Source organism: Candidatus Saccharibacteria bacterium, from assembly GCA_016699895.1.
Taxonomy (GTDB): domain Bacteria; phylum Patescibacteriota; class Saccharimonadia; order Saccharimonadales; family Saccharimonadaceae.
Genome location: CP064991.1, coordinates 339,812 through 363,971, shown reverse-complemented (window position 1 = coordinate 363,971; position 24,160 = coordinate 339,812). Strand labels below are relative to the sequence as shown.

The following is a 24,160-nucleotide window of genomic DNA, read 5'->3' as shown; positions in this document are numbered from 1 at the left end:
AGTATCCATTATATATCCTGCCTCGTTTTATGCCCAACTGGCACTAGTTCTTTGGACCTATTGTGTTTTTTAGATTCGACATAATCGCGATTTGACTGTTTGGTTGGGTTGAACTTGCCAGAGTCAATGTGTTCCATGATCTCATCAATCGTCTTGCCAGCCGCTAGTTCGTCCTCGATATATTGACAGACCTCTGGCAGACCGCCCATATAAACATAATCTTTGGTCATGACGCCGACATGTTCGTCGTCGCCGAGTGTGCCGCGGTATATCCTATTGATATGCGTTTTAACGTCTTTTTCAATAGTCGCATCGGTCGACTGTTTGTCCATCGGGAGTGCCGCATTACGCAACTTTTCCCTAGCCATCGCAAACCGCTGCAAGGCGCGACGTGGCTGACGACCATTATCTGTTAGATCACCGAGGGCAACTGATATATCAATATAGCGATTCACGATCTTTTCTGGCATGATACCGGTTAACGCATATTCTTTTAGAACACCGACGGCTTCTTCCCACGATAAATATTCAGGTAAACCTTTTTGTAGTTCGTAGTCGAGCAAACTGCCGTTTGTAGCTGCCATAGCGTGACGCAAAACCTCGTGGGCAAACAAGGCTTGGAACTCCTCGCGAGTAGCGCTGTTTCGTTTCATGCCAACGGTTATAGTAAAATCTGACCCCTCGACGTTAAACTGTGCCTTTTCCTCGTCGCGTATCACCTGCCATGTACTCCAAACGGGATTGGTCTTTGCCAGCTCAGCAATACCGCGCTCTACCGCATCAGCCATATCAGCAGCTGTCATTTCCCGGTCATTGAATTGATCGAGATCTAGCGCGTCAAACACAGCGCCGTATTTCCTTTTCATGTACTCGCCTACCTGATCCGCAACTTTTTTGAAACGCTCGCGGTAGCTAGGTGCATCAGATTGTTCAACCTCAGTTGGCAAGCCGAGCGCGCTAGCGGCACTTAATAATTCCCGGTATTCATGCGGATGACTATCAGCCAAAGCAGATAGCTCTACCATTTGTTCGCGCAGAAGATCAGTGGCAAATTTTTCATCTGGTTTGCCCCAGATTTCAATCGATTTGTCAGTAAAGGCATCAGTCCAGCCCTGGATCTGCTCGGTAGGAGTTTCTGGGTCATTGATTCTCGCTGCCAGATAGAGTAATTGTCGCGTATCGAGGCGATATTTCGCCAGTTCGTACTCGATAGTGTGGCTTTTGCCTTCGGCTTCTAGGGCGCGCATTGTCTGTTGTAATGTCGATTCATCGATGATTTTCCCCGCCTCGGCGTGCATGGAGTGTTTTATATCACTTTCCTCTGTACATAGGCGAATAGCGATCGCACTGATTGCGTTTTTTCGGGGCTTACCAGTAGTCTGAAACTCCGGTCTATAGTGCAAAGCGTCTACGTTATCCACGCTAGTATCGACCGCTAGGCCACTAACTTCAAATATCTCCGAGGTTCGGCTGTCTGGTGTTTGGTTTTTTTGCATCACGTTCATGTTTTAATTCTATCATATATATGATAATAAGTCAATATTGTGAATCATTTTACACTTGACTTGGCAATGAATAAAAAGCCTGTCACACACTAGCAACTTATTCCACAGTCACACTTTTGGCAAGATTACGCGGTTGATCGACATCATTACCACGAGTCGTGCTATGTAATACGCCAATAGCTGGCTCACAACGTTAAAGACTAGTGGGGTTAGGAGCTGGAGCTTGGTCTTGACGCGCAAAACCGTCTCGCCGGAAATCTTCTTGTCTGTATCAGTGATAACAATCGCATGAGCACCACGTGCATTCATTTCAATCAGGTTACTCTGAGCCTTTTCGTACAGCCAGTTATCTTGCAAATAGCAAACCTCAAAGAACCGATCGTCGATCAAGGCAATAGAGCCGTGTTTCAACTCGCCCGCCGCATAGCCTTCTGAATGTATGTAGCTGACTTCTTTGAGCTTTAGAGCACCCTCGAGCGCGATCGGGTACAACGTATCCCGACCAATATACAATGCGTGTTCGTATTTGGCATAAGTCGATGCTAATTTCTTCACCTTAGCGGCAGATTGGTCTAAAACTGCTTCGATTTCGCCCGGCAAGAGATCAAGCTCGCGAATACAGTCGTTTAGCTCGCGCGGATTTGCACCCTTTGATTGAGCCACCATCAAACCAAACATTACCATCGCCGCCACCTGTGATGTAAAAGCTTTCGTACTTGCAACGCTGATTTCAGCACCGACATGTAAATAGACACCCCCGTCGACTTCGCGAGCTATCGTACTGCCGACCGCATGACCACGCCAAGACATTTAACGCCACGCCTCTTGAGCTCTTGAAGGCATGCTAAGGTATCTGCCGTTTCACCAGATTGCGAGACGATCAATGCCACAGTGTTATCTGGTATCGAGAACGAACGGTAGCGTAGTTCGCTCGCAATCTCAGAGTGCACCACGATGTCATCAGTAAATTGTTCAATTAGATAGCCCGCCATCATACCAGCATAGTACGCCGTCCCACAACCAATCACCATGATATTGCGAATTTGACGCAGCTCGTCATCTGACATATTGAGTCCACCGAGTTTTACCTGGCTATCCGCTACATTAATGCGCCCACTCAGAGTCGAGCGGACACTATCAGGCTGGTCATAAATCTCCTTCAATAAAAAGTGGTCGAATCCCTTTTTCTGAATCGATTGTAAATCCATCTCCAACTTTTCGATGCGCGCTTCGACTTTGTGTGTCTCGATATCGTACAGCTGAATGCCGTCGCGAGTGCAGACACCGATTTCACCATCTTGGAGATAGATGACTTGATCAGTATGTCCAACCAAAGCCGAAGCGTCACTAGCAATGAAAACTTCGCCGTTCGCAACACCAGCAATCAACGGACTACCCTTTCGCGCCACCACAATTTCGTCAGGTTTTTTAGAGCTAAACAGAGCGATACCATATGCACCAACGACCGCTTCGAGCGCGCTTGACACCGCTTCGAGCAAACTCGAAGCATCATGATAAGAATAATCGATCAGAGCCGCTAGAACTTCGCTATCGGTATCACTCTTGAAATCATAATCATGCTTTATTAGCATTGATCGGAGCTCCTGATAATTTTCGATAATACCATTATGAACCAAGTAAATGTCGCCAACGTGATGCGGATGCGCGTTGCGCTTGCTCGGCTCGCCGTGCGTCGCCCACCTAGTGTGACCAATACCGACTGTATCTAGCACTTGATGTGAAGCAACTTTTTCGTCAAGCTCAGCGACTTTGCCTTTTGCTCGAAGCAACGTAACTTTAGCTTTGTCGCTAATAGTTGCAACACCTGCACTATCATAACCACGATACTCTAGGCGCTTTAGTCCGCTCATAAGGATTGGTTGCACTCTCTTATTTCCGATATAACCGACAATTCCGCACATATTCTACCCTTTCTATTGTTTAGCAGTACCTTTTTATTGTACGCTCAATATTATAAAAAGTCTAGTTTTTGCGGAATTGTATAAATTACAACAAAATATTTCAGATGACTATATGCCAAATATGCTTTTTTTGCTACCGTCTCGAAATTCTTTTAGTAGTTCACGCTGTTTTTTCGTCAATTTTGTTGGGGTTTCAACTTTGATGGTGATGATGTGTGCACCTCTGTTATTACCGCGGAGATGCGGGACGCCGTGACCCGAGAGCTTGAAATCTGTGCCAGATTGCGTGCCGGCGGGAATTTTCATCGTCAGTTCGCCATCTATCGTCTCAACATCGAGCTCCGTACCGAGCGCTGCATCGATCATCGATATTGTCTCTTCGCTGAGGATCAGGTCGCCTTCGCGAGTGAATTTTTTGTGTGGAGCCACATGAATCGCCACAAAGAGATCGCCCGATGTGCCGCCCGCAATGGCTTCACCGCGACCAGAGAGCCGAATAGCCGACCCCTCGTCAACGCCAGCCGGAATCTTGACCTTGATATCTTGTTTATCGCGTTTGATACCGCGACCATTACATTCGATACAGTCTTTCTCTGGAACACGACCGCGACCACGACAAGTATGGCAGGTTTGCGCCTGTTGGATCGGACCGAATAGTGAATGAATAACGCGGACTTCTTGGCCAGCGCCGTGACAGGTTGGACATTCTTTGGTGCCGAAACCTGGCTCGGCACCGTCGCCTTTGCAGTAGTCGCAAGTAACATCCAGATTAACAGAGATTGTCCTTTCCGTGCCAAAGATCGCTTCTTTGAATGTCAGACTAATACTCGTTTCAACATCACGCCCACGGCCTGGCCCCGATTGCCCACGCTGACCACCGAAAAATGAGGAAAATATGTCGCCGAGATCGCCAAAACCACCGCCACCAAAGTCAAAATGAACGTTTTGACCACCGCCGTTAAAGCCCTCGAATGGGTTACCGCCGCCGCCTGAGGCGCCGCCGACACCAGCATGGCCAAACTGGTCATAGCGTTGACGCTTTTTTTCGTCCTTTAGGACTTCGTAGGCTTCATTAGCCTCCTTGAACTTCGCTTCATCGCCGCCCTCTTTGTCAGGGTGATATTTGACAGCCAATTTGCGAAAAGCTTTCTTTATCTCGTCATCTGAGGCGTCTTTTTTAACACCTAAAATCTCGTAGTAGTCACGTTTGTTCATAGTATCTAGTATATGAAATTAGCACTCAAATGTAAAGAGTGCTAATTATCTATGTAGCTACTATTAGGGGTTATTTCTTGCCTGAAATGACTTTCCAGACAAAGATAACGATCATAGCGCCTATCACTGCGACTAACAGGCTCCACACATTCAAGCCCGTTACGCCAGCTCCGCCCAGGAGGGAGAATACCCAACCACCGACCACACCACCAAGTACACCAGCAACGATATTGCCGACGAAACCTTGCTGTTCGTCAGTACCAACAAATTTCGAGGCTATCCAACCTGCGAGACCGCCTAACACTATCCAGCCGATTACACTTTCCATACACCCATCCCTCTCTCTATTGAGATTAAGTTTGTATAACCATTATACACTACAGTTGCAATAGTAACAACAAACAAAAGCTCCCGCTGGTGAGAACGGGAGCTTTGCATTGTCGAATTACTCAATTTACTTCTTTTTATCGTCGACCACTTCGCCTTCGACAGCATCGTCTGACTTCTTGTCATCAGATTCGCCGCCCTCAGTTTCACCTTTTGACGCGTCAGCTTGCTGATAGAGTTTGGCGCCAATCGACTGGACGCGCTCGCTCAACGTCTTGGTGGCTTCCTCGAGTTCGTCTTTGTCCTCGGAGGTTAGTTTCTCCTCAGCCTCTTTGACAGCGCCTTCGATGGCCTTCTTGTCTTCATCGGAAATTTTGTCCTTGAATTCATCTGGCATCTTTTTGCTGGTGTAGATCAGCTGTTCGAGTTGGTTACGAGCGTCGATCAACTCGCGCTTTTTCTTGTCATCATCAGCGTGGGCTTCGGCCTCGGCCTGCGCCTTGGCGATGTCTTCCTTGCTGAGGTTACCACTGTTTTGAATAGTGATTGACTGCTCTTTGCCGGTACCTTTGTCTTTGGCGGTGACGTTCAAAATGCCGTTCGCATCTAGGTTAAAGGTGACTTCAATCTGTGGCACGCCGCGCGGTGCCGGAGCAATGCCGTCTAGGACGAATTTTCCGAGTGATTTATTATCGCCCGCAAACTCTCGCTCGCCCTGGAGGACGTGAATCTCAACTTGCGGCTGGTTATCAGCAGCGGTCGAGAACGTTTCAGATTTGCTCGTTGGGATCGTGGTGTTGCGCTCGATCAATTTGGTACTAACGCCACCCATAGTTTCGATACCGAGCGACAGCGGTGTGACATCGAGGAGCAAGACGTCCTTGACGTCGCCAGCCAGCACGCCACCTTGGATGGCGGCGCCAACCGCGACAACTTCGTCAGGATTTACGCCGGCCATTGGCTCACGACCGAAAATCGCTTTTACCTTTTCGATAACCGCTGGCATACGGGTCATACCACCGACTAGAACAACTTCATTGATATCGCCGGCTTTGAGTTTGGCGTCTTTGAGCGCCTTTTCGCACGGATCAGCTAGTCGATTGAGTAGATCACCGACCAATTCCTCTAGTTTAGCCCTAGTTAGTTTGTGCTCGAAATGCTTTGGACCGTCACTGTCGGCGGTAATAAACGGTAAGTTAACTTCGTATTCGTTGGTTGAGCTGAGCTCTTTTTTGGCTTTTTCGGCTTCGTCCTTGAGGCGCTGCATAGCGGCTTTGTCGGATTTCAGGTCAATGCCCGTTTCGCCCTTAAAGGTGTCGAGGAAATAATTCACGATGCGGTTGTCAAAGTCCTCACCACCGAGGTGCGTGTCACCGTTGGTCGATTTGACCTCGAACACGCCGTCGCCGAGTTCGAGGATCGATACGTCAAATGTACCGCCACCGAGGTCAAAGACTGCGATTTTTTCTTCTTTGTGCTTTTCGAGACCGTAGGCGAGCGCGGCTGCAGTTGGCTCGTTAATAATACGCTTGACCTCGAGACCGGCAATTCTACCGGCATCTTTGGTAGCTTGGCGTTGACTATCATCGAAATAAGCCGGCACCGTGATAACCGCCTCGGTGACCGGCTGACCAAGGAAAGCCTCGGCATCAGCCTTCAATTTGCCGAGGATCATCGCGCTGACTTCCTCTGGTGTATAAACTTTGCCGTCGAGTTCAACCGCAGCGTTGCCGTTTTTATCGACGATCTTGTACGGCATGATTTTGATGTCGTCTTGGACCTCTTTGTCGCTAAATTTGCGACCGATCAGACGCTTGATGCCATAAATGGTGTTTTCAGCGTTAACGACACGCTGACGCTGAGCAACCTGCCCGACCAAGCGTTCGCCTTTTTTTAGACCAACCACGCTCGGTGTCGTACGATTGCCTTCTTTGTTAGTGATAACCTCTGGCTTGCCAGCTAGCAGATACGCTATAGCGCTGTTAGTGGTACCGAGGTCGATTCCGATAATAGTTCCCATAATTCTCCTTTCATTATCGATTGCCCATCCAAACAATCACTAGATATGATTGTTGATGAATTATTTACGGGTAACTCGAACCATAGCTTCTCGGAGAACGTGGCCATCTAGCATATAACCAGGCTGCAGCTCATCGGCTACGACCTCTTGATCACCCTCAGAGTCTTCGTCAAATTGTACGGCATGATGGAGATCTGGATTAAACACGGCACCCGGCTCGGCTGCAATTTTTGTGATGCCAATCGATACCAGTGTTTTTTCCAGGTTTTTTTGCAAAGTTACAATACCCTGCGCCCAGGCGTTATCCGCTAGTTCGGCTGGAACATGACCAACTGCGCGCTCGATATTGTCGATCACCGGCAATAATTTAATAACCATTTCCTTTTGCCCATAATCGCGAGCCGATTGCTTTTCCGACTCGACTCGTTTACGATAATTCTCGAAATCGGCTCGGACGCGTTGGATATCAGAGGTTAATTCGACAATTTGTGCGTTGTCTTTTTGGTTTTTTGACATGTTTAGAGGATCCTTTCTAACATTTTACCGGTTTGAGAAACGAGTGACATGACACGGGCATAACTCTGTCTAGTCGGACCGAGCACACCGATATAACTATGGTCAGAATAAGGACTACGGAAACGGCTAATAATGAGGCTGACGCCACTATCGCGGCCAATTGGATTCTCGCTACCAATAAACACATTGAGCGTTTCGTTTGGAGCCGCCTCGCGGAGCCATGGCTCTAGATTATCAAGTAATCGCGCCACATCGCGAACGTGTTCACCATCGTGAAACTCTGGCTGAGAAAACAAGTTACCGATACCCGATAAATACAGCTGGTCGCCAATGGTTGCTAGGCCCAAGTTGTGCGTTAACTCTACGAGAGAATCGACCGCTGTACGAATGGCATGATCAGTGCGACCGTGACCCTCGACTCTCGATTCGATAGCCTTAGCGTGGCGCGCCTCATACATGGGTACTTCGCTACCCTCAACAATACTGTTTACATACAAACGGTAGCCTTTATCAGTCGGAATGCGACCGGCGCTGGTGTGAGGTTGCGTGATGTACCCCATCTCCTCTAGTTTGGCCATTTCCGATCGAATAGTGGCCGAACTAACGCTGAATAATTTGGCGAGTAGGACCGACCCGACAGGTGCGGCTAGTTCAGCATATTGTTCAATAATCGCTGCGAGGAGTTTGGCTTGACGTTCAGTCATCATGCTTCTATTTTAGAGGATTAGCACTGTAACGTCAAGAGTGCCAATTTAGGTATGCTGAATAGCGAACATGACTGCGGTGTTATAGTTGAGTGAATCATACTGACCTCCGGGGCTAGTGATGTCGGCCGTCGTATCGGGAAAATCAGTATGGGCGAAATAACCAATATTTAACGCTGTTCCGTCAGTCACATCGGTTGTCGTATAGCTACTGACCTGTGTCTCCCAGAAAAATTGCCAGTTGGTATTGATAGCATAGCCGAAATTACTGCACTGGCCCATGAAGAGAGAGGTTTTCGTGCCGGGTAGACCAGACAGCGTCGGAAATGATGGGTTTCCATCATAAACCTTGTACACGCCCGAATGATACGTTGAGCCTACAGCAAATTCATATATTGCGTACTCTATCGGGTAATTAGAGCCATTATGGGTTACCTCGAGGCTCGATTCGCCAGAACTAGCCGTTTTCGTAAAGACTGCTATTTCGGTATCCATAAGCGCACTGAGCTGCTTGGTCCAACCAGAGGTCACCATAGTATGCGTCACTGGACCACCGAGTACGGCCACGAGCAGTGAGCCGCTCGATGCTGGTGAAAAAGTGATCGTGTGGCTATTGGTACCATTCCGGCCTGCTGAACCTGTGGTCTTTGCTATCCACGGTTGATGTGGAGCGAGCGCTAATGCTGCCAGAGAATCTATCTTTGCAGTGGTGAGCGATCTATCGAATAGAGCAAAATCGTCGATATAGCCTTCAAATGGATAACCTGCCTGTGCGCTAAATAATGTCAAATCGGCGCTCGTCACATTGACGGCACCGCCTGCGCCAGTGCCAGAGCCGAGCAGCGTACCGTCCTCACCATATACTCGAATGCCCGCCTCGGACGCATTGACATATGCGGCAACAAAAAACCGCTGGTAAGCAGAAGGTGCAACGCCACTATCGATAAATACATTAGTGCCGGCGCTGGTACGATACCAAAACCATAGTGTACCGCCTGCCCCAACACCAATAAACCAAGAGTCTAAACTCAGTGTATCATCGTTCGGATAGCGAGCCGCTAGGATACGAAGGCCGCTGTTGTAGTTATCGTAAAAGGGCATGAGAACTGTTAGCTCAGCTGTATCCATCCACGAGCTATGGGGTACGACAACTCCACCAGAATTGCCATAATCTACGCGTACCGATCGGCCCGTACTACCGGATGTTACAGTATAATTACCGAGTATCGCCGAACCATAGTAATACCCGTCATGGCCATTACCCGAGGCATCCACCGCTACAGTTCCCAAAGTTTCGTTGAACGGCAAATACATTAGTGGAGATTCGGCCAAGACCGCGTTCGCATAGGCAGAATCACCTGATAATGAGGTCTCAACGTATGACGATGCCGTTAAACCAAAACTCATGCCGCTAGCCTGCCAACGAGTAGCCACCAATCCGCACCTAATTTGACCAGCTCGGCACCGCCGTTTTGGACAGCAATCTTGAGACCAGGATCAGCAGATATGGAAACGCCGCCAGCAGCTACGACCGTTACCTGGCCAGCGCCAATTTGGGCCAGCGAAATGCGTGCCCCTCCATACGTTGACAATATTCCTTTTTAACTAAAGCTTATACACTGATAATTGTATCATACTCTCTCCTTTAAATAGTCAAAAATCTAAAAATCGAAAGGTGGGTTGCGGTATAATATCTCTATCCTGTATAATTTATCCATGGAAGATAAGATTTCTCATATAAAAAACTGGCTCGGTAGTGGATCGATCAACATATTTGGCATTCAATTTTCCGGCAAAGACACCGTTGGCAAACGGCTAGCGGATGCAATCGGCGCAGAATTTTTGAGTAGTGGCGACATCGTTAGATCCGCTAGGGACAATTCCAAGGACAGCGAGATAAAGCGCGCCGCCGAGGTGTCTGAAACCGGCGCCTTGACCCCTATGGATGAATTTCTAAAACTCATTGTTCCCTATATGTATGACGAAAAGATAGCCGGAAAGGCCCTGATCCTCAGCTCGGTCGGACGCTGGATCGGCGAAGAGGGCCCGGTGCTAGAGGGCCTAAAACGGGGTGGTCACGACACCAAAGCTGTTCTACTGCTCAACGTTTCCGAAGATGAAGTCTGGCACCGTTGGCGCGAAGCCCAGGGCGACACACGTAACATCGGACGAACGGACGATATGGATGAGGAAAAAGTTGCTAGGCGAATCAGCGAATTCAAAGATAAAACACTGCCTGTCATCGAAGTCTATCGAGAAATGGATATTTTGCTAGAGATCAACGGTCAGCAAGATCGAGACAGCGTGTTTAGCGATGTTATTGACCAACTATACAATTTCGCCAGCTAGCCGTGTAGTCACAATCAAATAGAGATCCTTTTCTGACCCGAGGATCTCTATATGTTCAACGTCTACAGACTATTTACGGCTAGCAACTTTGGCGCCGCCACCATAAGCACTGGCACCATAAGCACTGGCTACCGGTTTTTGCGCAGCAGGCTGAGATTTGCCAATACCTTTTAGCACCGACTGAACGATCATGCCACCACCAGCGACAAATAGCGCCATGGCTGACACGCTTTTTAGGAATTGCTTGCGATCCATTTCTTGCGCTGCAAATTTTTGTACTGCGCTGGGTATTTGAGCTTTCATTTTTCTGTTATCTCCATATAATTATGTTGACTCTTATACCTATTATAGCTAGTTGCATGAATTATGCAATAGCTTTTTCCACAGAAATTTTCATCGGTCATGATAATCGAGCCTCATCGAGCCTGACGACTGGCGACCTATCAACGTTATTGAGCAAAAAGCCATCAACCGACTGGCGTCTAGGTACCTGTATATTTCGATCAGATACGGAATCGCGTTTTGCGCTAGCGAGTTGTGGTACCGACAGATGTATCGATGGATTTTGAGACAGTTGAGGCAATCGCTTCGTCAGCTGCCCCTGAGGCATGATCATGCCATCCATACTGCGGACTGGCTGAATAGGCATAGCTGGCTGCGCTAATGGTTTTGGCGCAACTGGTACCGGTGTTGGGGCTTTTGCAGCAACGGGCGTAACTGATCCGGTATGCGCCACAGCCGCTTTGGCTAGACGATTCTTTTTACGGTTCCTCAGCCAAACAACGATAATGCCAGCTTGGTACATGACCACGATTGGCGCCGCTAGTAATGTCTGGTTCAATGCATCGGGTGTTGGTGAGATAATAGCCGCCACAATAAATGACCCTAAAATTATTTTGTCCTGGTGATGCATGAGTTTCTTTGGCTTTAGCGGCGTAGCGCCGTTAATAATTAGCATCAAGAGCGGAAGCTGAAATAATAACGCTCCAGCTATCATATAGGTCATAACGAACGAAAAGTACGAATCGATCGTCAACATCGGATTAATGTTATACAGGTTAAATCCAGTCAGGAAGTATAGTGCGGCTGGCAGGCTAACGTAATAGGCAAATAGCATACCGCCGACTGCCAGTGTTAGCGATACAACTGTGTATATTATGGCAGTTCGTGCCGTCGTTTTTTTCATAGCTGGCATAATAAATTTATAGATATTATAGATAATCGCTGGTAAAGCAAACACGAGGCCGACATATAAACACACCTGGATAATAAATGAAAAAGCGCCCCCCGGAGTCAAATACACCAACTGGTGATCCTTCCCGAGTGGCGCTAACAAGAAATTAGCTATGTGATCAAAAAACGGATAGGCTGCTGCAGCAAATAATATAAAAATAATGGCCACAGCAAAGAAACGGTTCACTAGCTCACGGACATGATCCATAAATGTAGGCATGCTCTACCTCCGAACCGCTTCCTAGGCTTAGTGGCTAGGCTTTCTTGCCGTTCTGTTTGTCGCTTGCTGATTTTTTGCTTTTGTCTGCGTCTTCGTCTTTCATAGACTTGCGTAGTTCCTTGGCTGAAGTACCGATACTACGAGCCAGCTCTGGCAACTTTTTAGCTCCGAACAACAGTAGTACAATGATAAGAATTACTACTAGCTCTGCTGGGCTTAAACTTGGCATTTCAAACACCTCCCTTGATTATTGTTACTAACTGTAATAGTATATATGGTAATGCCTATAAAGTCAAAGGAGGGCTATGGCGACAAATTACATCAACAATCTAACAGGACTATTTGCAGACACCTATAACTGTGGCGCATACGGAGCTGGTAATTTTAACGAAAATACCTGCTCGACCACTGGCGATTCTTCGATAACAGCCCCATCCACGGGCGTCTTTGGCGTCGAAGCAGTCGGCGGTGCAGGACTGGGTCTCGCCCTTATCATCACAGCCGTTATCATCCTAAAGAGCCGCAAGAAAAAAGCTGCTAAATAATATCAGTCTCTTTTTAGCATTACCGTAAAGGCTTCGGGGGGAAACCCCCCCCCCCCCCCCCCCCCCCCGGGGGGGGGGGCCGGCCCCCCCTTTGAAAACAAAAAAAACCCGGGCCCGCCCCCCCCCCCCAGGGGGGGTTTTCCTTTTTTTTTTCTACCCGGGGGGAAAGGGGGGGGGGGGGGTTTCCCCCCTCCCCAACCCTTTCCGGGGGGGGGGCCCCCCCCCCCCTTTTGAAAAAAAAAAACGGCGGGGCCCCCCCCCCCCCCGAAGGGGTTGTTTTTTTTTTTTTTTAACCCCCGGTAAAGGCTTCGGATGGGATGTCGACTTTGCCAAAACGTTTCATGCGCTTTTTGCCTTTAGCTTGTTTCGCGAGCACCTTCTTCTTGCGCGAAACGTCACCGCCGTATAAACCAGTCGTCACATCTTTACGATACGCGCTCAGGTCTTCGCGAGCGATAAACTTGCCGCCAATTGCTGCCTGGAGCGCCACCTGAAAATTCTGCCGCGGGATGACTTCTTTGAGTTTTTTAACAATAATTCGACCCAGCGAATCAGCCTCCGACCGATGCACCATAACAGATAGCGCATCAACCATTTCGCCAGCTACATAAAAGTCCACTCGCACCAGATCCTCGATCCTATAATCGCTCAACTCGTAGTTAAACGAGCCGTAGCCGCTGGTTACCGATTTTAACTGATCGTAAAAGTCGGTGAGCAAGTTGGCCAGTGGCGCCTCGAAACTAACCAGGGCTCGTTCGTCAATGTAGCTGAGGCTACTCTGGCGACCGCGTTTGGAAATGATCAGCTGAATAACAGCGCCGACAAAGTTCTGCGGCACGACAATTTCGCCTCTGATCCAAGGTTCGGCGATGTCTCTCACCTTTGTCATTTCCGGCAATTCCGACGCTGATTTGATATCTAGCGTCTCTCCGTTGACTAAATTCACATGATAGTCGGTACTGGGGTTGGTAACGACCAGATCGAGATCATACTCACGTTCTAGTCGCTCGCGAATGATGTCCATATGCAGTAGTCCCAGGAAACCAATCCGCACACCAAAACCTAAAACGGGTGAGTTTTCGGGCTCGAACTGCAACGCCGAATCACTCAGGGACAGTTTTTCGATTGCGTCCTTGAGATCCTGATAAAATTCGTTGCTGACAGGGAAGAATCCAGCATAGACAAATGGCTTGACGTCTTTGTAACCAGGCAGCGGCTGGACGGGTTTGCCGTTATGCATGGCCTAGAACCTCCCTCCATCCGCCACCAAGACCGCACTGTTCACAAAACTGGCATCGTCACTCGCGAGGAATGTAATGCATTTGGCGATTTCCTCTGGTAGCGCCATACGCCCAAGTATGAATTTGCTGTTGGCTTCCGCCACCACATCGGCTGGTAGATCTTTGTTCATATCAGTGTTAGCCCAGCCAAGTGCCACAGCATTGACCCTGATATGCGGTGCAAATTTGATAGCGAGGTCGTGCGTCATCGAAGCAATCGCCGATTTACTCCCAGCGTAATCAATATTATCTGGCCAAAAATCAAACATCCCAGAGGTAGATGACATATTTACTATTGCACCACCACCAGCAGTCTCTAAAATAAATTTACCAAATAATTTACTCATAAGATAAGTTCCGTAGACATTTGTTCGGAAAATAGCATCAAAGTCCTCGCGCGTATGCTCAGAAAAATCCTTGTCGATGACAATTCCAGCATTATTTACTAGGATGTCGAGAGTAGAGAACTCTTGTTTGACATGTTCTAGCATGCCCTGCACGGCTGTATCATCTGATACATCGGCTTTATATGCCAATGCCCTAACCTCATATTTCTCAGCTAAATCGTTTGCAAGCGCATTCGCTACCTCGTCGCTCGTATTGCAATAATTGATGATAACGTTGGCACCGTGTTTGGCGAACTCCTCAGCAGTCGCCCGACCAATGCCCCTCGTCGCACCAGTAATTAAAACTGTTTTGGCTGCAAATTTCATCCGTTCTCCTTTTTGAAATACTTTGCTAGTGTCACCGTGTCGCCCACCTTGGCATCGCGGGTGGTTTTGAGGTTGGTGACAATGTAACCGATCTCGCCAGTCTGCATAGTAGATTCAGGTGTCATACCTGGTGCTAGTTTACCAATTTCGAGCGCCAAGCCATGCGCCTTCGTCGCCATCATGTGTATTTGATCGCCTTTGTTCAACCGGCCATCAACCACACGTACGTACAAAATCACGCCACGATAATCATCGTAATAGCTGTCAAAAATCAGCGCCCGTGTTGCACCATCAGTTTCGCCGCGTGGAGCAGGGATACGTTCGATAATTGCGTCGAGCACTTGGTCGACATTCTCCCCTGTCTTGGCGCTGATTTTTATAATATCTGATTCATCACAGCCGAGCAGATTTATTACCTCCTTCGACACACGAGGTACGTCGGCCGCCGGCAAGTCTACCTTGTTGAGTACTGGAATAATCACGAGATCCTGCTCCATAGCGAGATACACATTCGCGAGCGTCTGCGCCTGAATCCCCTGGCTGGCGTCGACTACCAAAATCGCGCCTTCGCAGGCCTGCAAACTGCGTGATACTTCGTAACTAAAATCAACGTGGCCTGGCGTATCGATGAGATTCAGGTCATATCCCTGGTACTGCATTCTAACAGGAGTTAATTTGATTGTAATTCCCTTTTCCCGTTCGAGATCCATCGAATCGAGCAGTTGTGATTTCATGTCACGCTTTTGAACGGTACTAGTCAGCTCCATCATACGATCGGCCAGCGTCGATTTGCCATGATCAATGTGAGCAATGATACAAAAATTACGAATCTTCTCCATATATAGGAACTATTCTACCACAGTTAGCTAGTCGCCAGAGTTGCGGCTCACCCAAGACTTGCCAAAAATCAGTTTCTTCACATGGCGTAGCACGGGATCGGCTTCTTCGAGCTTGAACAATTTTGATAGCCACGTGTACACCACCATGCTAATGATCCCGATAATAGCGAGCTGTGGCAACACCATCAACATGGTCTGATTCGCGAACTCGAGACCGATTAGTTTGACCAAAGCATAGGTTACGATCGACATAATCGCGGTAGCAATCGCCATCCGACCGACACCCGCCCAAAAGTCTCGATCAAATAGAGTAGGGATACGTTTTGCCATAATTAGGAATAGGGCGACAATCTCAAACGCTGCCCAGGCCACCTGCGCCCAGGCAATACCGGCCGGTCCGGCCTGCAGCCCAAAGATCAACCACAGCTGCAATGCGATCGCGAGCGACAAACCAACTAACGAAATAATGAGCGGCGTTTTTGTGTCCTGTTGCGCATAAAAACTGCGCGAAGCAATATGATACACCGACCGAAGCAAGATAACGATACAGAGAATCCCAAACAGATCGACGATCAGCTGATCGCTACCACGCGATATGATACTGACGACATAGCCACGTGCAAAGAATGCTATCGCTGCTACCGGCATCGAAATCCAAACGATGACACGCAGAATCGATCGTAGCTCGCGCGCAAAAAGATCAGGTCGCCCCTGGCCAATACGCTCGGTCATCTGAGGGAAAGCCGCCGTCGATATCGCCACACCGATGAGGTTAATCGGCATCGAATAGAGTGTCGACGCCTGGTTGTAGGCGCGAATCGTTCCCTGTCCCATGCGACTAGCGAGATTGAGATTGACCATCGAGCTAACATAGTCGAGACCTTGGTCGGCCGAACGTGCCGGCAGGAGAGATAGTACTTTGCGAAAACCACGGTTTTTCCAGAAAATCTTGAACTTGTAATCAAAGCCTAGCCCGATCAAACCGAGCGAGCTGATCAGCAGCTGTAACACCGCGCCGAGCACCACGCCGAGAGCCACTCCCATGATGCCGCCAGCAAAAATCTGATGGCCAAATATCGTGATACCATTTGTGAACCAAACGGCACCAATAATGATCCCGATATTATAGATTGCCGGTGCTAGGGCAAAAAACACAAATCGACCAACTGCCTGCTGAATCGATGAAATCACCGCCGAAATAGCGAATAGGAACGGATTGATGGCGATGACCCGCATCATGCTGATGGCGAGCGCTTGACCCGATTCGCTCATACCTGGACCAATAATATATTTCACCAAAATCGGCGCAAAGATGATGATCAGGATTGACGCAACCAGTGTGATCAAAGCCATAAAATTGATAACTGACGACGATAATTGCCAGGCTGATTCGCGGTTGTTTTTCGACAATCTACCGTTAAAGACTGGTATAAATGTTACGCTGAGTGCGCCACTGACGAGTAGCAGAAACATAAAGTCAGGAATTGAAAAGGCTGCTGTGTAGGCGTCGATGCCGACTTTGTAGGTATCGTAGTACATACTATTCAGCAGACGGTCGCGATAGATACCGAGTAGTGCCGAAATCAGTGTCGAGCTCGCTAGTAACACGGCCACAAACCGTACCGGAATCTTGCTATTAGCCCGCGCGATCGCGGCTAGCGCTCGATTGCGACGGCGCGCTTTGCGCTCGTCTTGTTCGTGCTTGGCCTCTTGCTCGGCCGCAGCTTCCGCCAGCTCCACGCGGTTGGTATAGTCAGACAGCAACTCACCGGCGGGCTGTTCGTGTTGAATCAAGCCCTCCGATTCGTACTTGTCGTGATCGTGATCTACCAAAACCGACTCCTAATATAGCTTTGCTGAATCTGGCAATGTAGCGCCCTTAAAGATCTCTTTGACTGCTGTGTCGTCCAACGTTTCTTCGGCCAATAGGGCATCCTTGATCGATTCCAGATATTTGCGGTTTTCGCCGATAACGGCGCGCGCACGATTAGCAGCTTCTTCGATCAGTTCGTTAATCTCGCGGTCAATTTCCTCGGCAGTTTTATCGCTATAAGGTTTCTCGCGAGCGATTCGATCCATCATCAGACCGCCTTCGTCCTCGTGGAAAACCTGATCGCGCAATTTCGTACCCATACCCTGCTCGACAATCATATCGCGCGCTACTGCTGTTGCGCTACGCAGGTCACTACCAGCCCCAGTGGTGATCTTGTCGCGACCGTAAACGACTTCTTCGGCGATACGCCCACCGAGAGCTCGCGCCAGGATATCCTTGAACTCGACAACCGATGTATATGGTCGATCCTCTGGCGGCAATGTCCAGGTGACACCACCTGTGCCGCCGCGTGGAATAATGGTGACTTTGTGTACATCATCGCTGTCGGGCAAGACTTGCGCAACCAAGGCATGGCCGCCTTCGTGGTAGGCCGTCAGTTCACGATCGTGCTCATTCATGACCTTATTTTTACGCTCTGGCCCAATTGCAACCTTTTCAAAGGCTGCCGTCAAGTCATCATTATTGATAATTTTACGATTCTGGCGAGCTGCGCGAATTGCTGCTTCGTTCACTACGTTAGCCAGATCCGCACCGGATGAACCGGTCGTCTTCGCTGCTAACGCATCAAGATTAACGTTTTTATCAACTGGCTTCTTCTCAAAATGTACCTTCAAAATGGCGAGGCGGTCTTTGCGCTCTGGCAAGGTAATGTTAACGCGGCGATCAAAACGACCCGGACGCAGTAGTGCTGGATCGAGGACGTCAGCTCGGTTAGTAGCAGCCAGTACGATGACATTTTGGCCATTTTCGAAACCATCCATCTCAACCAAAATCTGGTTCAAGGTCTGCTCGCGCTCGTCATGGCCGCCACCCATACCGGAACCACGACGTCGACCAACGGCATCAATTTCATCGATAAAGATGATGCATGGTGCGTTCTTTTTGGCTTTTTCAAACAAATCGCGCACACGGCTAGCGCCGACACCAACGAACATTTCGACAAATTCAGAACCACTGATGGAAAAGAACGGCACATCAGCTTCGCCAGCGACGGCGCGAGCCAACATAGTTTTACCAGTTCCTGGAGGGCCAACTAACAACACGCCCTTTGGTATCTTAGCACCAACCTCAGCGAACTTCTTTGGATGACGCAGGAAATCAACGACCTCAACTAAATCCTCTTTGGCTTCTTCGTTGCCAGCAATCTCAGCGAATTTTGTCTGTTTTTTATCCTTGCCATACAGTTTGGCTTTGCTGCGACCGAATCCCATCGACTGATTATTTTGTGCACCAGCTGATCGCATCATCCAGACAAACAGTCCGACGATCAATAGGCCGGTGATCATGAGGCTGATCATGTTCCAGATAAAGTCAGAGCTGACGTCTGGCGCCTCGACCGTATACTCAACTCTGCTGATATTGAGACCCTGCTCGCTAGCGCTAGCTCCGCTCGGGATACGCGATTTTAGGGTAGGGGTTTTTTCCGCCTTGCCGTCTTTGCCGTTCACCGTAATCGTCAGTTCGGCCCCATTTTCAACAATTTTTGCAACTTTGCCGTCCTCAACCTTGCTAACGAGATTACTAAAGGAAATTTCCTCAAGTCTGTTTGTAGGTTGGACTGCTGCATAGATCATCAAGGCTAACAATATAATAATCGTATAGAAAATTGTGTTTTTGAGCCAACGCGACTTCTTTGGCGGCTCGGGCGCACGACCCCCCGGGAGCTTTTGATTTGTTCTCATCTAACTATTGTACCATAGAGCTAGCGATGTTCTAGGTTATTTCATAGCTCAATAGCTAGCTCGCGTTGTGAAACGCTCGCCCTCACGTTACCAAACATTAATCGACGTCCAGACCTCGCAACTTTGGCAAATAATAGTAGTCTGCCTAGCTGTGGACGCGTCAATCGTCCATCTACTGCTTTATGCAACAGCTCAACCGCGACATCCTCTGGTATCATGATTAAATAATATCGTGATATAGACACAGTACGCCCAGTAAACATAGCGACGTTGTTACCTATCATCGTTATTTCAGTCTCGATCTTATCACGCACCTGGTTTTGCTGTTTATACAATCGCATCAGACGGTGTCGATCAGTAGGCACTATGGCTAGTAATCGATCTCTGACGCGATTGCGGAAATAGTGAGCTGAGAAATTAGTTTCGTCGTCGTGCCAGGTCAAATTGTGATCGATGGCATAGGCTACAATTTCAGCCTTGGTTTTATCTAGCAGGGGACGCACAATGGCACTAGTCATCGGTGCGAGTCCACGCCAGCCCGTACCACGCAGCAGATTGATGACAATCGTCTCCAATACATCGTCTTGGTGATGAGCAGTAACGATAGTTCCGTCCTTTGCTATTGACCGCAGAAAAGTGTAGCGCCGTTCCCTAGCTACAGCTTCACTAGCATTAGCTCCTAACGTGGCAGAACCAGCTACGAAAGCAACGCCGTAGTCCGTACACAGTTGATCAACAAAGCTTGCGTCTTCACCAGACTCGGGTCGAATCCCGTGATCAAAGTGAGCCACAATAAAATCCTCGGGCCAGGAAGCCCCATCAAAGTGGAGCTTCCTGAAATGGCTATCACGTGCGACCATATCGAGCAGTACGACCGAGTCAATACCGCCCGAAACTGCCAGCACATAGTTCATCTGCCTATTATATCAGGCAGTGACAAGCTTGCCGTCTCGCAACTGGAAGGACACGTCCGTCCGACCGGCAATATCCAGATCATGTGTCACTACTACGATAGTCACATGTTCAGCTCGCGACAATTGATGCAACAAGCCAAAGATCATTTTTCCCGTAGTGGCATCGAGATTCCCTGTTGGTTCATCGGCTAGCGCCGATGCTAGACCTGATTCTCCATCATCACATACCTCGACAATAGATTTTTCTTGCTTTAGCCCGCGCGACAAAGCGCCGGCAATCTTTGGCTCGTCTTCTACTATTAAAACTTTCATAATGAATCTATTTAACACGCCAAACCTGAAAGCTGGCTGAACCTTATATTATAGAACTATCGAAGCTTTGCGCAAGCTAGTCGCAAAACTTCTGCCCAGGACCCAAAGGGTGGCGTTAGCTCGGCTAGCTCGTGCGCCGTTAGACCTTTGTTGACAGCCAGCGACGCCGTGAGGATGGTTTCCGCGGCATGTGGCGCCATGATGGTAACACCGAGTAGCACGCCTTTGGTGTCAGTTAACACTTTGGTGAATCCCATGCCGAAATTAGCAGCGTTAGCGCGCGTCACGGACGAGTTCGCTACCACCGAGCGATGGAATTTGATATCTTCTCGGACCAGATCTGTCTCGTTTAGACCGACAGTAGCGATTTCTGGCGTCGTCCAAAGTACCCGCGGTATGGCATTGCTGTCGAACACGGCAAGTGAGCGACCCCACACATTGTTAGCGACGATTTTGCTCTGAGCCAAAGCGCCTTGAGTCGACTCAGATCGACCCGTGACTGCCCCAGCAGCGAAGATATGCCGCGAAGAGGTTGCTAAATGAGCATCGGTATGAATACCTAAACGATCATATTCGACACCGGTGTTTTCTAGACCAATATCCGTATTCGGCTTCCAGCCAGCGGCAACGAGGACTTTTTCGACTTTGATTGAGTGTTCGTGTTCGCCGGACAGATAGTTGACGCGCACTAATGGACTTTCCTTTTTGACTGACACGACGCTAGCCGAGGTAATAATCTCCATGCCGCGTTGCTTGCGGAAGATCTCTGACAAAGCCTCCGAAACTTCGTCATCCTGTTTCGGCAAAATGCGTTTTTTAGATTCTAGCAAATAAACTTTGGTACCAAAAATAGCAAATAGTTCCGCTAGTTGGACGCCCGTTGCGCCAGCACCGATCACCATCAAAGTTTTTGGCGGACGTATCAGATCAATAATCGTTTCCGCGGTTAGGTAATCCGCCGTCTCTAGACCAGGGATAGTAGGAATAGCTGGTGATGCACCAGTAGCAATCAAGATCTTCTCGGCAGACAAATGTCGCCTGGCAATCGATAATTGGTTTGGTGACAAAAAGTGCGCCCGACCCTTGAACACGCTGATGCCACGACCACGTAAATAATCGCCTGTCGACGCTACACCCGAGCGCTTGATCGTCAGATCTTTCCAGTTCTTGATACTAGGATAATTGTAGCCAATAGTGTTAGTTCGGATGCCAAACGGCGCCGCTCGGCGCGCCTCGTCAAAGGCGTGCGCCGCCGTTAGTAGCGACTGGAGTGGCAAATCGCCTACCGTTGGCGCCGATCCGCCCAAAATCCCCTGTTCTATGACGGCTACGCGCTTGCCGGCTCGCGCAGCAGATTCAGCAGCTAACGATCCAGCCGGTCCGCTGCCGATGACGATCAAATCGTAGTCGTAGGTTACCTTTACCATTAATTTCTCCTAAAACATCCTTTTTTCATTTTCGTAAAAATAAGCAGCGTCGGGATCGTAGTCGGCTAGAGCCGCCGCAGTTTGCAACCGTAGTTCACGAGTCGTAAACTCAGTTTTATCACCTAGCCAGCTCTCAACTTTGTTGATAACCCTAGCGGCGAAATCGTCGGCCTGGCCAGACAAGCTATGATTGGCCATAACAGCGCTCCTGACGGCAACGGCTAGTCGATCGCTGTCGTAATCTTCTTTTCTAATGATGCTTGTTTTCATTTTTTCTCCTTTTTTTTATCTCTTTATGCCACGTATGTTAATAAATAAATGCTGAGCGTGATCATCAAGATACCGGCCGTGATCTGCAAAAATCGTTTGTTTTGTTCGCGCCAGCGCTGGATCGCGCCAACTTTGTAGCCGCGCGCATAAGCTATAGCTAGGGCGATTTGTGGCGCTACGGCGATTACCGTATAGACTATTAAAGCCAAGTAATAGGCGGGTCCTGTCATGCTAGATGCGATATAGGCAGCTATCGTCATTGGGAAAATGATGAAGACGATTTCTAGTAAAACCGCCATGCCGCCGAGCAAAAAGCTCCTATCGACGCTACCCGCTCGTTTGGTCGCCGCGTATATTCGCTCGGCAAAGCGCCGCGGTAGCCAGAGTCTGGTGCCTTTTGGATCGTACCTATAATAGAATAATAGGACTGCAAACCCAGCGGTCATTAGCGCTGAGATTAGTACCATTAACACAAAATCATTATCTGACCAGCCGGTCGTCCTAAACATCCAGGCGAGTCCCGCTAACAGAGCCAGTGTCACCACTACCGAACCCGCGACGTAGCTAGTCATTAACGCGCCGTGACCACGTTTGACCCGATGATTAGCCAGCGACACGCCCGACAGCAACGTTAGTACGCTAATACTCAAGCTAAAGCTAGCTTGCACGATCGCAACTATGGCTATAGGTAGCCAAATTGCCATCACTAGAGTATTTGTGTCCATTATCTGTTGCTTCTCCCTATGCTATATTTTAACACTAACACTATAAAAGCACAAACGAAATGCTTTGGTTCGTCGATTCTGGTACAATAGTTGAACATGAGTAAGGTTTCTGATGTTCGCGTCGTGCTGACATCCTTCGTCGTCAGTATCTTTGACGTGGCGTTAAACCTATTAGTTGCGCTCGTCACCGGCAGTACTGTGATGTTGTCGCAAGCTCTCCAAGGCTTATCTGACCTCATCACTGGCGGCATCTTGTTTATGGGCGTCAAGCGCTCCAAACGCCAATCGGACAATAAATTTCAGTTCGGCTATGGACGTGAGATCTTTTTCTGGGTCTTGATCGCCGGTATCGTCATGTTTGGCGGTACAGGTTTAGCGTCTGTTTTACTAGGCTACAACCAGATCGTCAAGCCCGAAGAAATCGAAAATATCTGGCTAGCCATTGCCATGCTCGTGGTCGGATTTTCGACTAATTTCTATGCATTCCGACTCAGTCTTGTCCGCCTCAAACAGCACAGCCGTAGCGGCAGCCTGTGGCGACACTTGATTTCATCTAGCATCGTCGAGACCAAGGCAACCTTTATCATTGATTTCCTCGGCACGCTAGCCGCCGTTATAGGATTTGTCTCGCTAGTTATCTCCCTGATCACCGGCAATGAACAGTTCGACGGCCTCGGCAGTATCGCCATTGGTCTAGCTATGATGGTTGGAGCGATTTTACTAATGAAAGACGTCCGCGATCTGATTGTCGGCAAGTCGGTCGACAAAGATACCTCGCGCCGGATCATTCGCGCCGCCACCTCGATCGACGGTGTCAACAAAGTGCTGGACCTGCGCACCATGTATCTAGGATCTGAGAAGCTGCTAGTTATTTTGGAAGTTCATATCCAGGACGATCTAGACACCGATACTATCGAAAAAATCACCGATATTATCAAAACCAAAGTCCAGCGGCTCGTGCCAATCGCGCAACATATACAGATTGAAATCGAAACACCAGACAACGAATAATTATTGTCCTTACGTTAAACTTGACAAAATGTCTAAAGTTTGCTAGTATAGATAGTATTAACAATTAATTAAACAAAAAGGAAAAGTTATCATGTCAAACACCGAACCGAAACCCGAAATGCCAGCCTCAGACGATGAACTAAAATCTCGCCTGGAACGCTTTGGGGGATCAGTAGTTGCAAAGAGACTACTCGCGTTAGAGAATATAGATCTAGGTATCTAATAGTCACAATTTGCGTTAATCTGAGCTATTTGCTATAATCGTCCCCGGTAATTGGTCAGGATCACGGCACCGTAGCTCAGTTGGTTAGAGCGTAGGACTCATAAGCCTGAGGTCGCTGGTTCGATCCCAGCCGGTGCTACCAAGTTTAAATTATA

General features: G+C 48.7%; 24 protein-coding genes, 1 tRNA gene and 1 pseudogene. 4 read left to right on the top strand and 22 right to left on the bottom strand.

Annotated features, from left to right (window positions below; translation table 11 throughout):
- Positions 1–8 precede the first annotated feature (8 nt).
- The 9 genes and pseudogenes from IPL44_01970 to IPL44_01930 all read right to left on the bottom strand — a co-directional run bounded on the left by IPL44_01970 (position 9) and on the right by IPL44_01930 (position 9,801).
- Positions 9–1,505: a hypothetical protein gene (locus tag IPL44_01970; protein QQS17777.1), complete on the bottom strand. Its 1,497-nt coding sequence runs from the start codon at positions 1,503–1,505 to the stop codon at positions 9–11.
- 97 nt (positions 1,506–1,602) lie between these two features.
- Positions 1,603–3,427 (bottom strand): annotated as a pseudogene (gene glmS, locus IPL44_01965) (glutamine--fructose-6-phosphate transaminase (isomerizing)).
- A 108-nt stretch (positions 3,428–3,535) separates the two neighbouring features.
- Positions 3,536–4,642, bottom strand: a complete 1,107-nt coding sequence (dnaJ, locus tag IPL44_01960) for a molecular chaperone DnaJ (GenBank protein QQS17776.1) — start codon at positions 4,640–4,642, stop codon at positions 3,536–3,538.
- Between the two features lie 70 nt (positions 4,643–4,712).
- Complete coding sequence (locus tag IPL44_01955) at positions 4,713–4,970, bottom strand: GlsB/YeaQ/YmgE family stress response membrane protein (protein QQS17775.1); 258 nt, start codon at positions 4,968–4,970, stop codon at positions 4,713–4,715.
- Positions 4,971–5,096: 126 nt separating this feature from the next.
- The gene (gene dnaK / locus IPL44_01950; protein ID QQS17774.1) at positions 5,097–6,989 is read right to left on the bottom strand and encodes a molecular chaperone DnaK; all 1,893 of its coding nucleotides are present in this window, start codon (positions 6,987–6,989) and stop codon (positions 5,097–5,099) included.
- Between the two features lie 60 nt (positions 6,990–7,049).
- Positions 7,050–7,505 carry a nucleotide exchange factor GrpE gene (locus IPL44_01945; protein ID QQS17773.1) on the bottom strand — a complete coding sequence of 152 codons (456 nt, stop codon included), beginning with the start codon at positions 7,503–7,505 and terminating at the stop codon, positions 7,050–7,052.
- A gap of 2 nt (positions 7,506–7,507) precedes the next feature.
- On the bottom strand, positions 7,508–8,209 hold the full coding sequence (locus IPL44_01940; protein ID QQS17803.1) for a transcriptional regulator: 702 nt from the start codon (positions 8,207–8,209) through the stop codon (positions 7,508–7,510).
- Between the two features lie 48 nt (positions 8,210–8,257).
- Positions 8,258–9,643 carry a hypothetical protein gene (locus IPL44_01935; protein ID QQS17772.1) on the bottom strand — a complete coding sequence of 462 codons (1,386 nt, stop codon included), beginning with the start codon at positions 9,641–9,643 and terminating at the stop codon, positions 8,258–8,260.
- The gene (locus IPL44_01930) at positions 9,613–9,801 is read right to left on the bottom strand and encodes a hypothetical protein (GenBank protein ID QQS17771.1); all 189 of its coding nucleotides are present in this window, start codon (positions 9,799–9,801) and stop codon (positions 9,613–9,615) included. The genes IPL44_01935 and IPL44_01930 overlap by 31 nt, the downstream gene beginning before the upstream one ends.
- Before the next feature lie 124 nt (positions 9,802–9,925).
- Here IPL44_01930 and IPL44_01925 point away from each other — a divergent pair, with 124 nt between their 5' ends.
- On the top strand, positions 9,926–10,558 hold the full coding sequence (locus IPL44_01925) for a nucleoside monophosphate kinase (GenBank protein QQS17770.1): 633 nt from the start codon (positions 9,926–9,928) through the stop codon (positions 10,556–10,558).
- Between the two features lie 69 nt (positions 10,559–10,627).
- Here the strand turns inward: IPL44_01925 and IPL44_01920 are convergent, their stop codons facing one another.
- From IPL44_01920 to IPL44_01910, 3 genes are all read right to left on the bottom strand, one after another.
- A complete protein-coding gene (locus IPL44_01920; GenBank protein QQS17769.1) occupies positions 10,628–10,861 on the bottom strand; it encodes a hypothetical protein in 234 nt (77 codons plus the stop codon).
- 97 nt (positions 10,862–10,958) lie between these two features.
- Entirely contained in the window at positions 10,959–12,011 is a 1,053-nt protein-coding gene (gene tatC / locus IPL44_01915) for a twin-arginine translocase subunit TatC (protein QQS17768.1), read from the bottom strand.
- A 34-nt stretch (positions 12,012–12,045) separates the two neighbouring features.
- Positions 12,046–12,240 (bottom strand): twin-arginine translocase TatA/TatE family subunit, encoded by a 195-nt coding sequence (locus IPL44_01910; GenBank protein ID QQS17767.1) that lies wholly within the window; start codon positions 12,238–12,240, stop codon positions 12,046–12,048.
- A 76-nt stretch (positions 12,241–12,316) separates the two neighbouring features.
- Between IPL44_01910 and IPL44_01905 the strand changes: the two genes are divergently transcribed.
- A complete protein-coding gene (locus tag IPL44_01905) occupies positions 12,317–12,556 on the top strand; it encodes a hypothetical protein (protein ID QQS17766.1) in 240 nt (79 codons plus the stop codon).
- 289 nt (positions 12,557–12,845) lie between these two features.
- Here the strand turns inward: IPL44_01905 and IPL44_01900 are convergent, their stop codons facing one another.
- The 10 genes from IPL44_01900 to IPL44_01855 all read right to left on the bottom strand — a co-directional run bounded on the left by IPL44_01900 (position 12,846) and on the right by IPL44_01855 (position 22,771).
- On the bottom strand, positions 12,846–13,796 hold the full coding sequence (locus IPL44_01900; protein ID QQS17765.1) for a GTP-binding protein LepA: 951 nt from the start codon (positions 13,794–13,796) through the stop codon (positions 12,846–12,848).
- A 3-nt stretch (positions 13,797–13,799) separates the two neighbouring features.
- Positions 13,800–14,549: an SDR family oxidoreductase gene (locus IPL44_01895; protein QQS17764.1), complete on the bottom strand. Its 750-nt coding sequence runs from the start codon at positions 14,547–14,549 to the stop codon at positions 13,800–13,802.
- Positions 14,546–15,388: a GTP-binding protein gene (locus IPL44_01890; GenBank protein QQS17763.1), complete on the bottom strand. Its 843-nt coding sequence runs from the start codon at positions 15,386–15,388 to the stop codon at positions 14,546–14,548. The genes IPL44_01895 and IPL44_01890 overlap by 4 nt, the downstream gene beginning before the upstream one ends.
- Before the next feature lie 27 nt (positions 15,389–15,415).
- Positions 15,416–17,038: a polysaccharide biosynthesis C-terminal domain-containing protein gene (locus tag IPL44_01885; protein ID QQS17802.1), complete on the bottom strand. Its 1,623-nt coding sequence runs from the start codon at positions 17,036–17,038 to the stop codon at positions 15,416–15,418.
- Between the two features lie 192 nt (positions 17,039–17,230).
- A complete protein-coding gene (ftsH, locus tag IPL44_01880; GenBank protein QQS17762.1) occupies positions 17,231–19,123 on the bottom strand; it encodes an ATP-dependent zinc metalloprotease FtsH in 1,893 nt (630 codons plus the stop codon).
- Between the two features lie 41 nt (positions 19,124–19,164).
- A complete protein-coding gene (tilS, locus tag IPL44_01875; protein QQS17761.1) occupies positions 19,165–20,037 on the bottom strand; it encodes a tRNA lysidine(34) synthetase TilS in 873 nt (290 codons plus the stop codon).
- Positions 20,038–20,049: 12 nt separating this feature from the next.
- Positions 20,050–20,349 (bottom strand): hypothetical protein, encoded by a 300-nt coding sequence (locus IPL44_01870; GenBank protein QQS17760.1) that lies wholly within the window; start codon positions 20,347–20,349, stop codon positions 20,050–20,052.
- A 56-nt stretch (positions 20,350–20,405) separates the two neighbouring features.
- Positions 20,406–21,776: an NAD(P)/FAD-dependent oxidoreductase gene (locus tag IPL44_01865; GenBank protein QQS17759.1), complete on the bottom strand. Its 1,371-nt coding sequence runs from the start codon at positions 21,774–21,776 to the stop codon at positions 20,406–20,408.
- A 9-nt stretch (positions 21,777–21,785) separates the two neighbouring features.
- Positions 21,786–22,046 (bottom strand): hypothetical protein, encoded by a 261-nt coding sequence (locus IPL44_01860; GenBank protein ID QQS17758.1) that lies wholly within the window; start codon positions 22,044–22,046, stop codon positions 21,786–21,788.
- 23 nt (positions 22,047–22,069) lie between these two features.
- Positions 22,070–22,771 carry a hypothetical protein gene (locus tag IPL44_01855; protein ID QQS17757.1) on the bottom strand — a complete coding sequence of 234 codons (702 nt, stop codon included), beginning with the start codon at positions 22,769–22,771 and terminating at the stop codon, positions 22,070–22,072.
- A gap of 96 nt (positions 22,772–22,867) precedes the next feature.
- Here IPL44_01855 and IPL44_01850 point away from each other — a divergent pair, with 96 nt between their 5' ends.
- Both IPL44_01850 and IPL44_01845 read left to right on the top strand, forming a co-directional pair.
- A complete protein-coding gene (locus IPL44_01850; protein ID QQS17756.1) occupies positions 22,868–23,782 on the top strand; it encodes a cation diffusion facilitator family transporter in 915 nt (304 codons plus the stop codon).
- Between the two features lie 288 nt (positions 23,783–24,070).
- Positions 24,071–24,147: transfer RNA gene (locus IPL44_01845), tRNA-Met, on the top strand.
- Positions 24,148–24,160: the final 13 nt, after the last annotated feature.

Coding starts and splice junctions, on each gene's coding strand:
- IPL44_01855 (QQS17757.1), bottom strand. CDS start 22,771: ATGGACACAAATACTCTAGTGATGGCAATTTGGCTACCTATAGCCATA.
- IPL44_01890 (QQS17763.1), bottom strand. CDS start 15,388: ATGGAGAAGATTCGTAATTTTTGTATCATTGCTCACATTGATCATGGC.
- dnaJ (QQS17776.1), bottom strand. CDS start 4,642: ATGAACAAACGTGACTACTACGAGATTTTAGGTGTTAAAAAAGACGCC.
- IPL44_01925 (QQS17770.1), top strand. CDS start 9,926: ATGGAAGATAAGATTTCTCATATAAAAAACTGGCTCGGTAGTGGATCG.
- IPL44_01895 (QQS17764.1), bottom strand. CDS start 14,549: ATGAAATTTGCAGCCAAAACAGTTTTAATTACTGGTGCGACGAGGGGC.
- tatC (QQS17768.1), bottom strand. CDS start 12,011: ATGCCTACATTTATGGATCATGTCCGTGAGCTAGTGAACCGTTTCTTT.
- IPL44_01865 (QQS17759.1), bottom strand. CDS start 21,776: ATGGTAAAGGTAACCTACGACTACGATTTGATCGTCATCGGCAGCGGA.
- IPL44_01945 (QQS17773.1), bottom strand. CDS start 7,505: ATGTCAAAAAACCAAAAAGACAACGCACAAATTGTCGAATTAACCTCT.
- IPL44_01910 (QQS17767.1), bottom strand. CDS start 12,240: ATGCCAAGTTTAAGCCCAGCAGAGCTAGTAGTAATTCTTATCATTGTA.
- IPL44_01870 (QQS17760.1), bottom strand. CDS start 20,349: ATGAAAGTTTTAATAGTAGAAGACGAGCCAAAGATTGCCGGCGCTTTG.
- tilS (QQS17761.1), bottom strand. CDS start 20,037: ATGAACTATGTGCTGGCAGTTTCGGGCGGTATTGACTCGGTCGTACTG.
- IPL44_01955 (QQS17775.1), bottom strand. CDS start 4,970: ATGGAAAGTGTAATCGGCTGGATAGTGTTAGGCGGTCTCGCAGGTTGG.
- dnaK (QQS17774.1), bottom strand. CDS start 6,989: ATGGGAACTATTATCGGAATCGACCTCGGTACCACTAACAGCGCTATA.
- IPL44_01905 (QQS17766.1), top strand. CDS start 12,317: ATGGCGACAAATTACATCAACAATCTAACAGGACTATTTGCAGACACC.
- IPL44_01920 (QQS17769.1), bottom strand. CDS start 10,861: ATGAAAGCTCAAATACCCAGCGCAGTACAAAAATTTGCAGCGCAAGAA.
- IPL44_01860 (QQS17758.1), bottom strand. CDS start 22,046: ATGAAAACAAGCATCATTAGAAAAGAAGATTACGACAGCGATCGACTA.
- IPL44_01850 (QQS17756.1), top strand. CDS start 22,868: ATGAGTAAGGTTTCTGATGTTCGCGTCGTGCTGACATCCTTCGTCGTC.
- ftsH (QQS17762.1), bottom strand. CDS start 19,123: ATGAGAACAAATCAAAAGCTCCCGGGGGGTCGTGCGCCCGAGCCGCCA.
- IPL44_01900 (QQS17765.1), bottom strand. CDS start 13,796: ATGCATAACGGCAAACCCGTCCAGCCGCTGCCTGGTTACAAAGACGTC.
- IPL44_01970 (QQS17777.1), bottom strand. CDS start 1,505: ATGAACGTGATGCAAAAAAACCAAACACCAGACAGCCGAACCTCGGAG.
- IPL44_01940 (QQS17803.1), bottom strand. CDS start 8,209: ATGACTGAACGTCAAGCCAAACTCCTCGCAGCGATTATTGAACAATAT.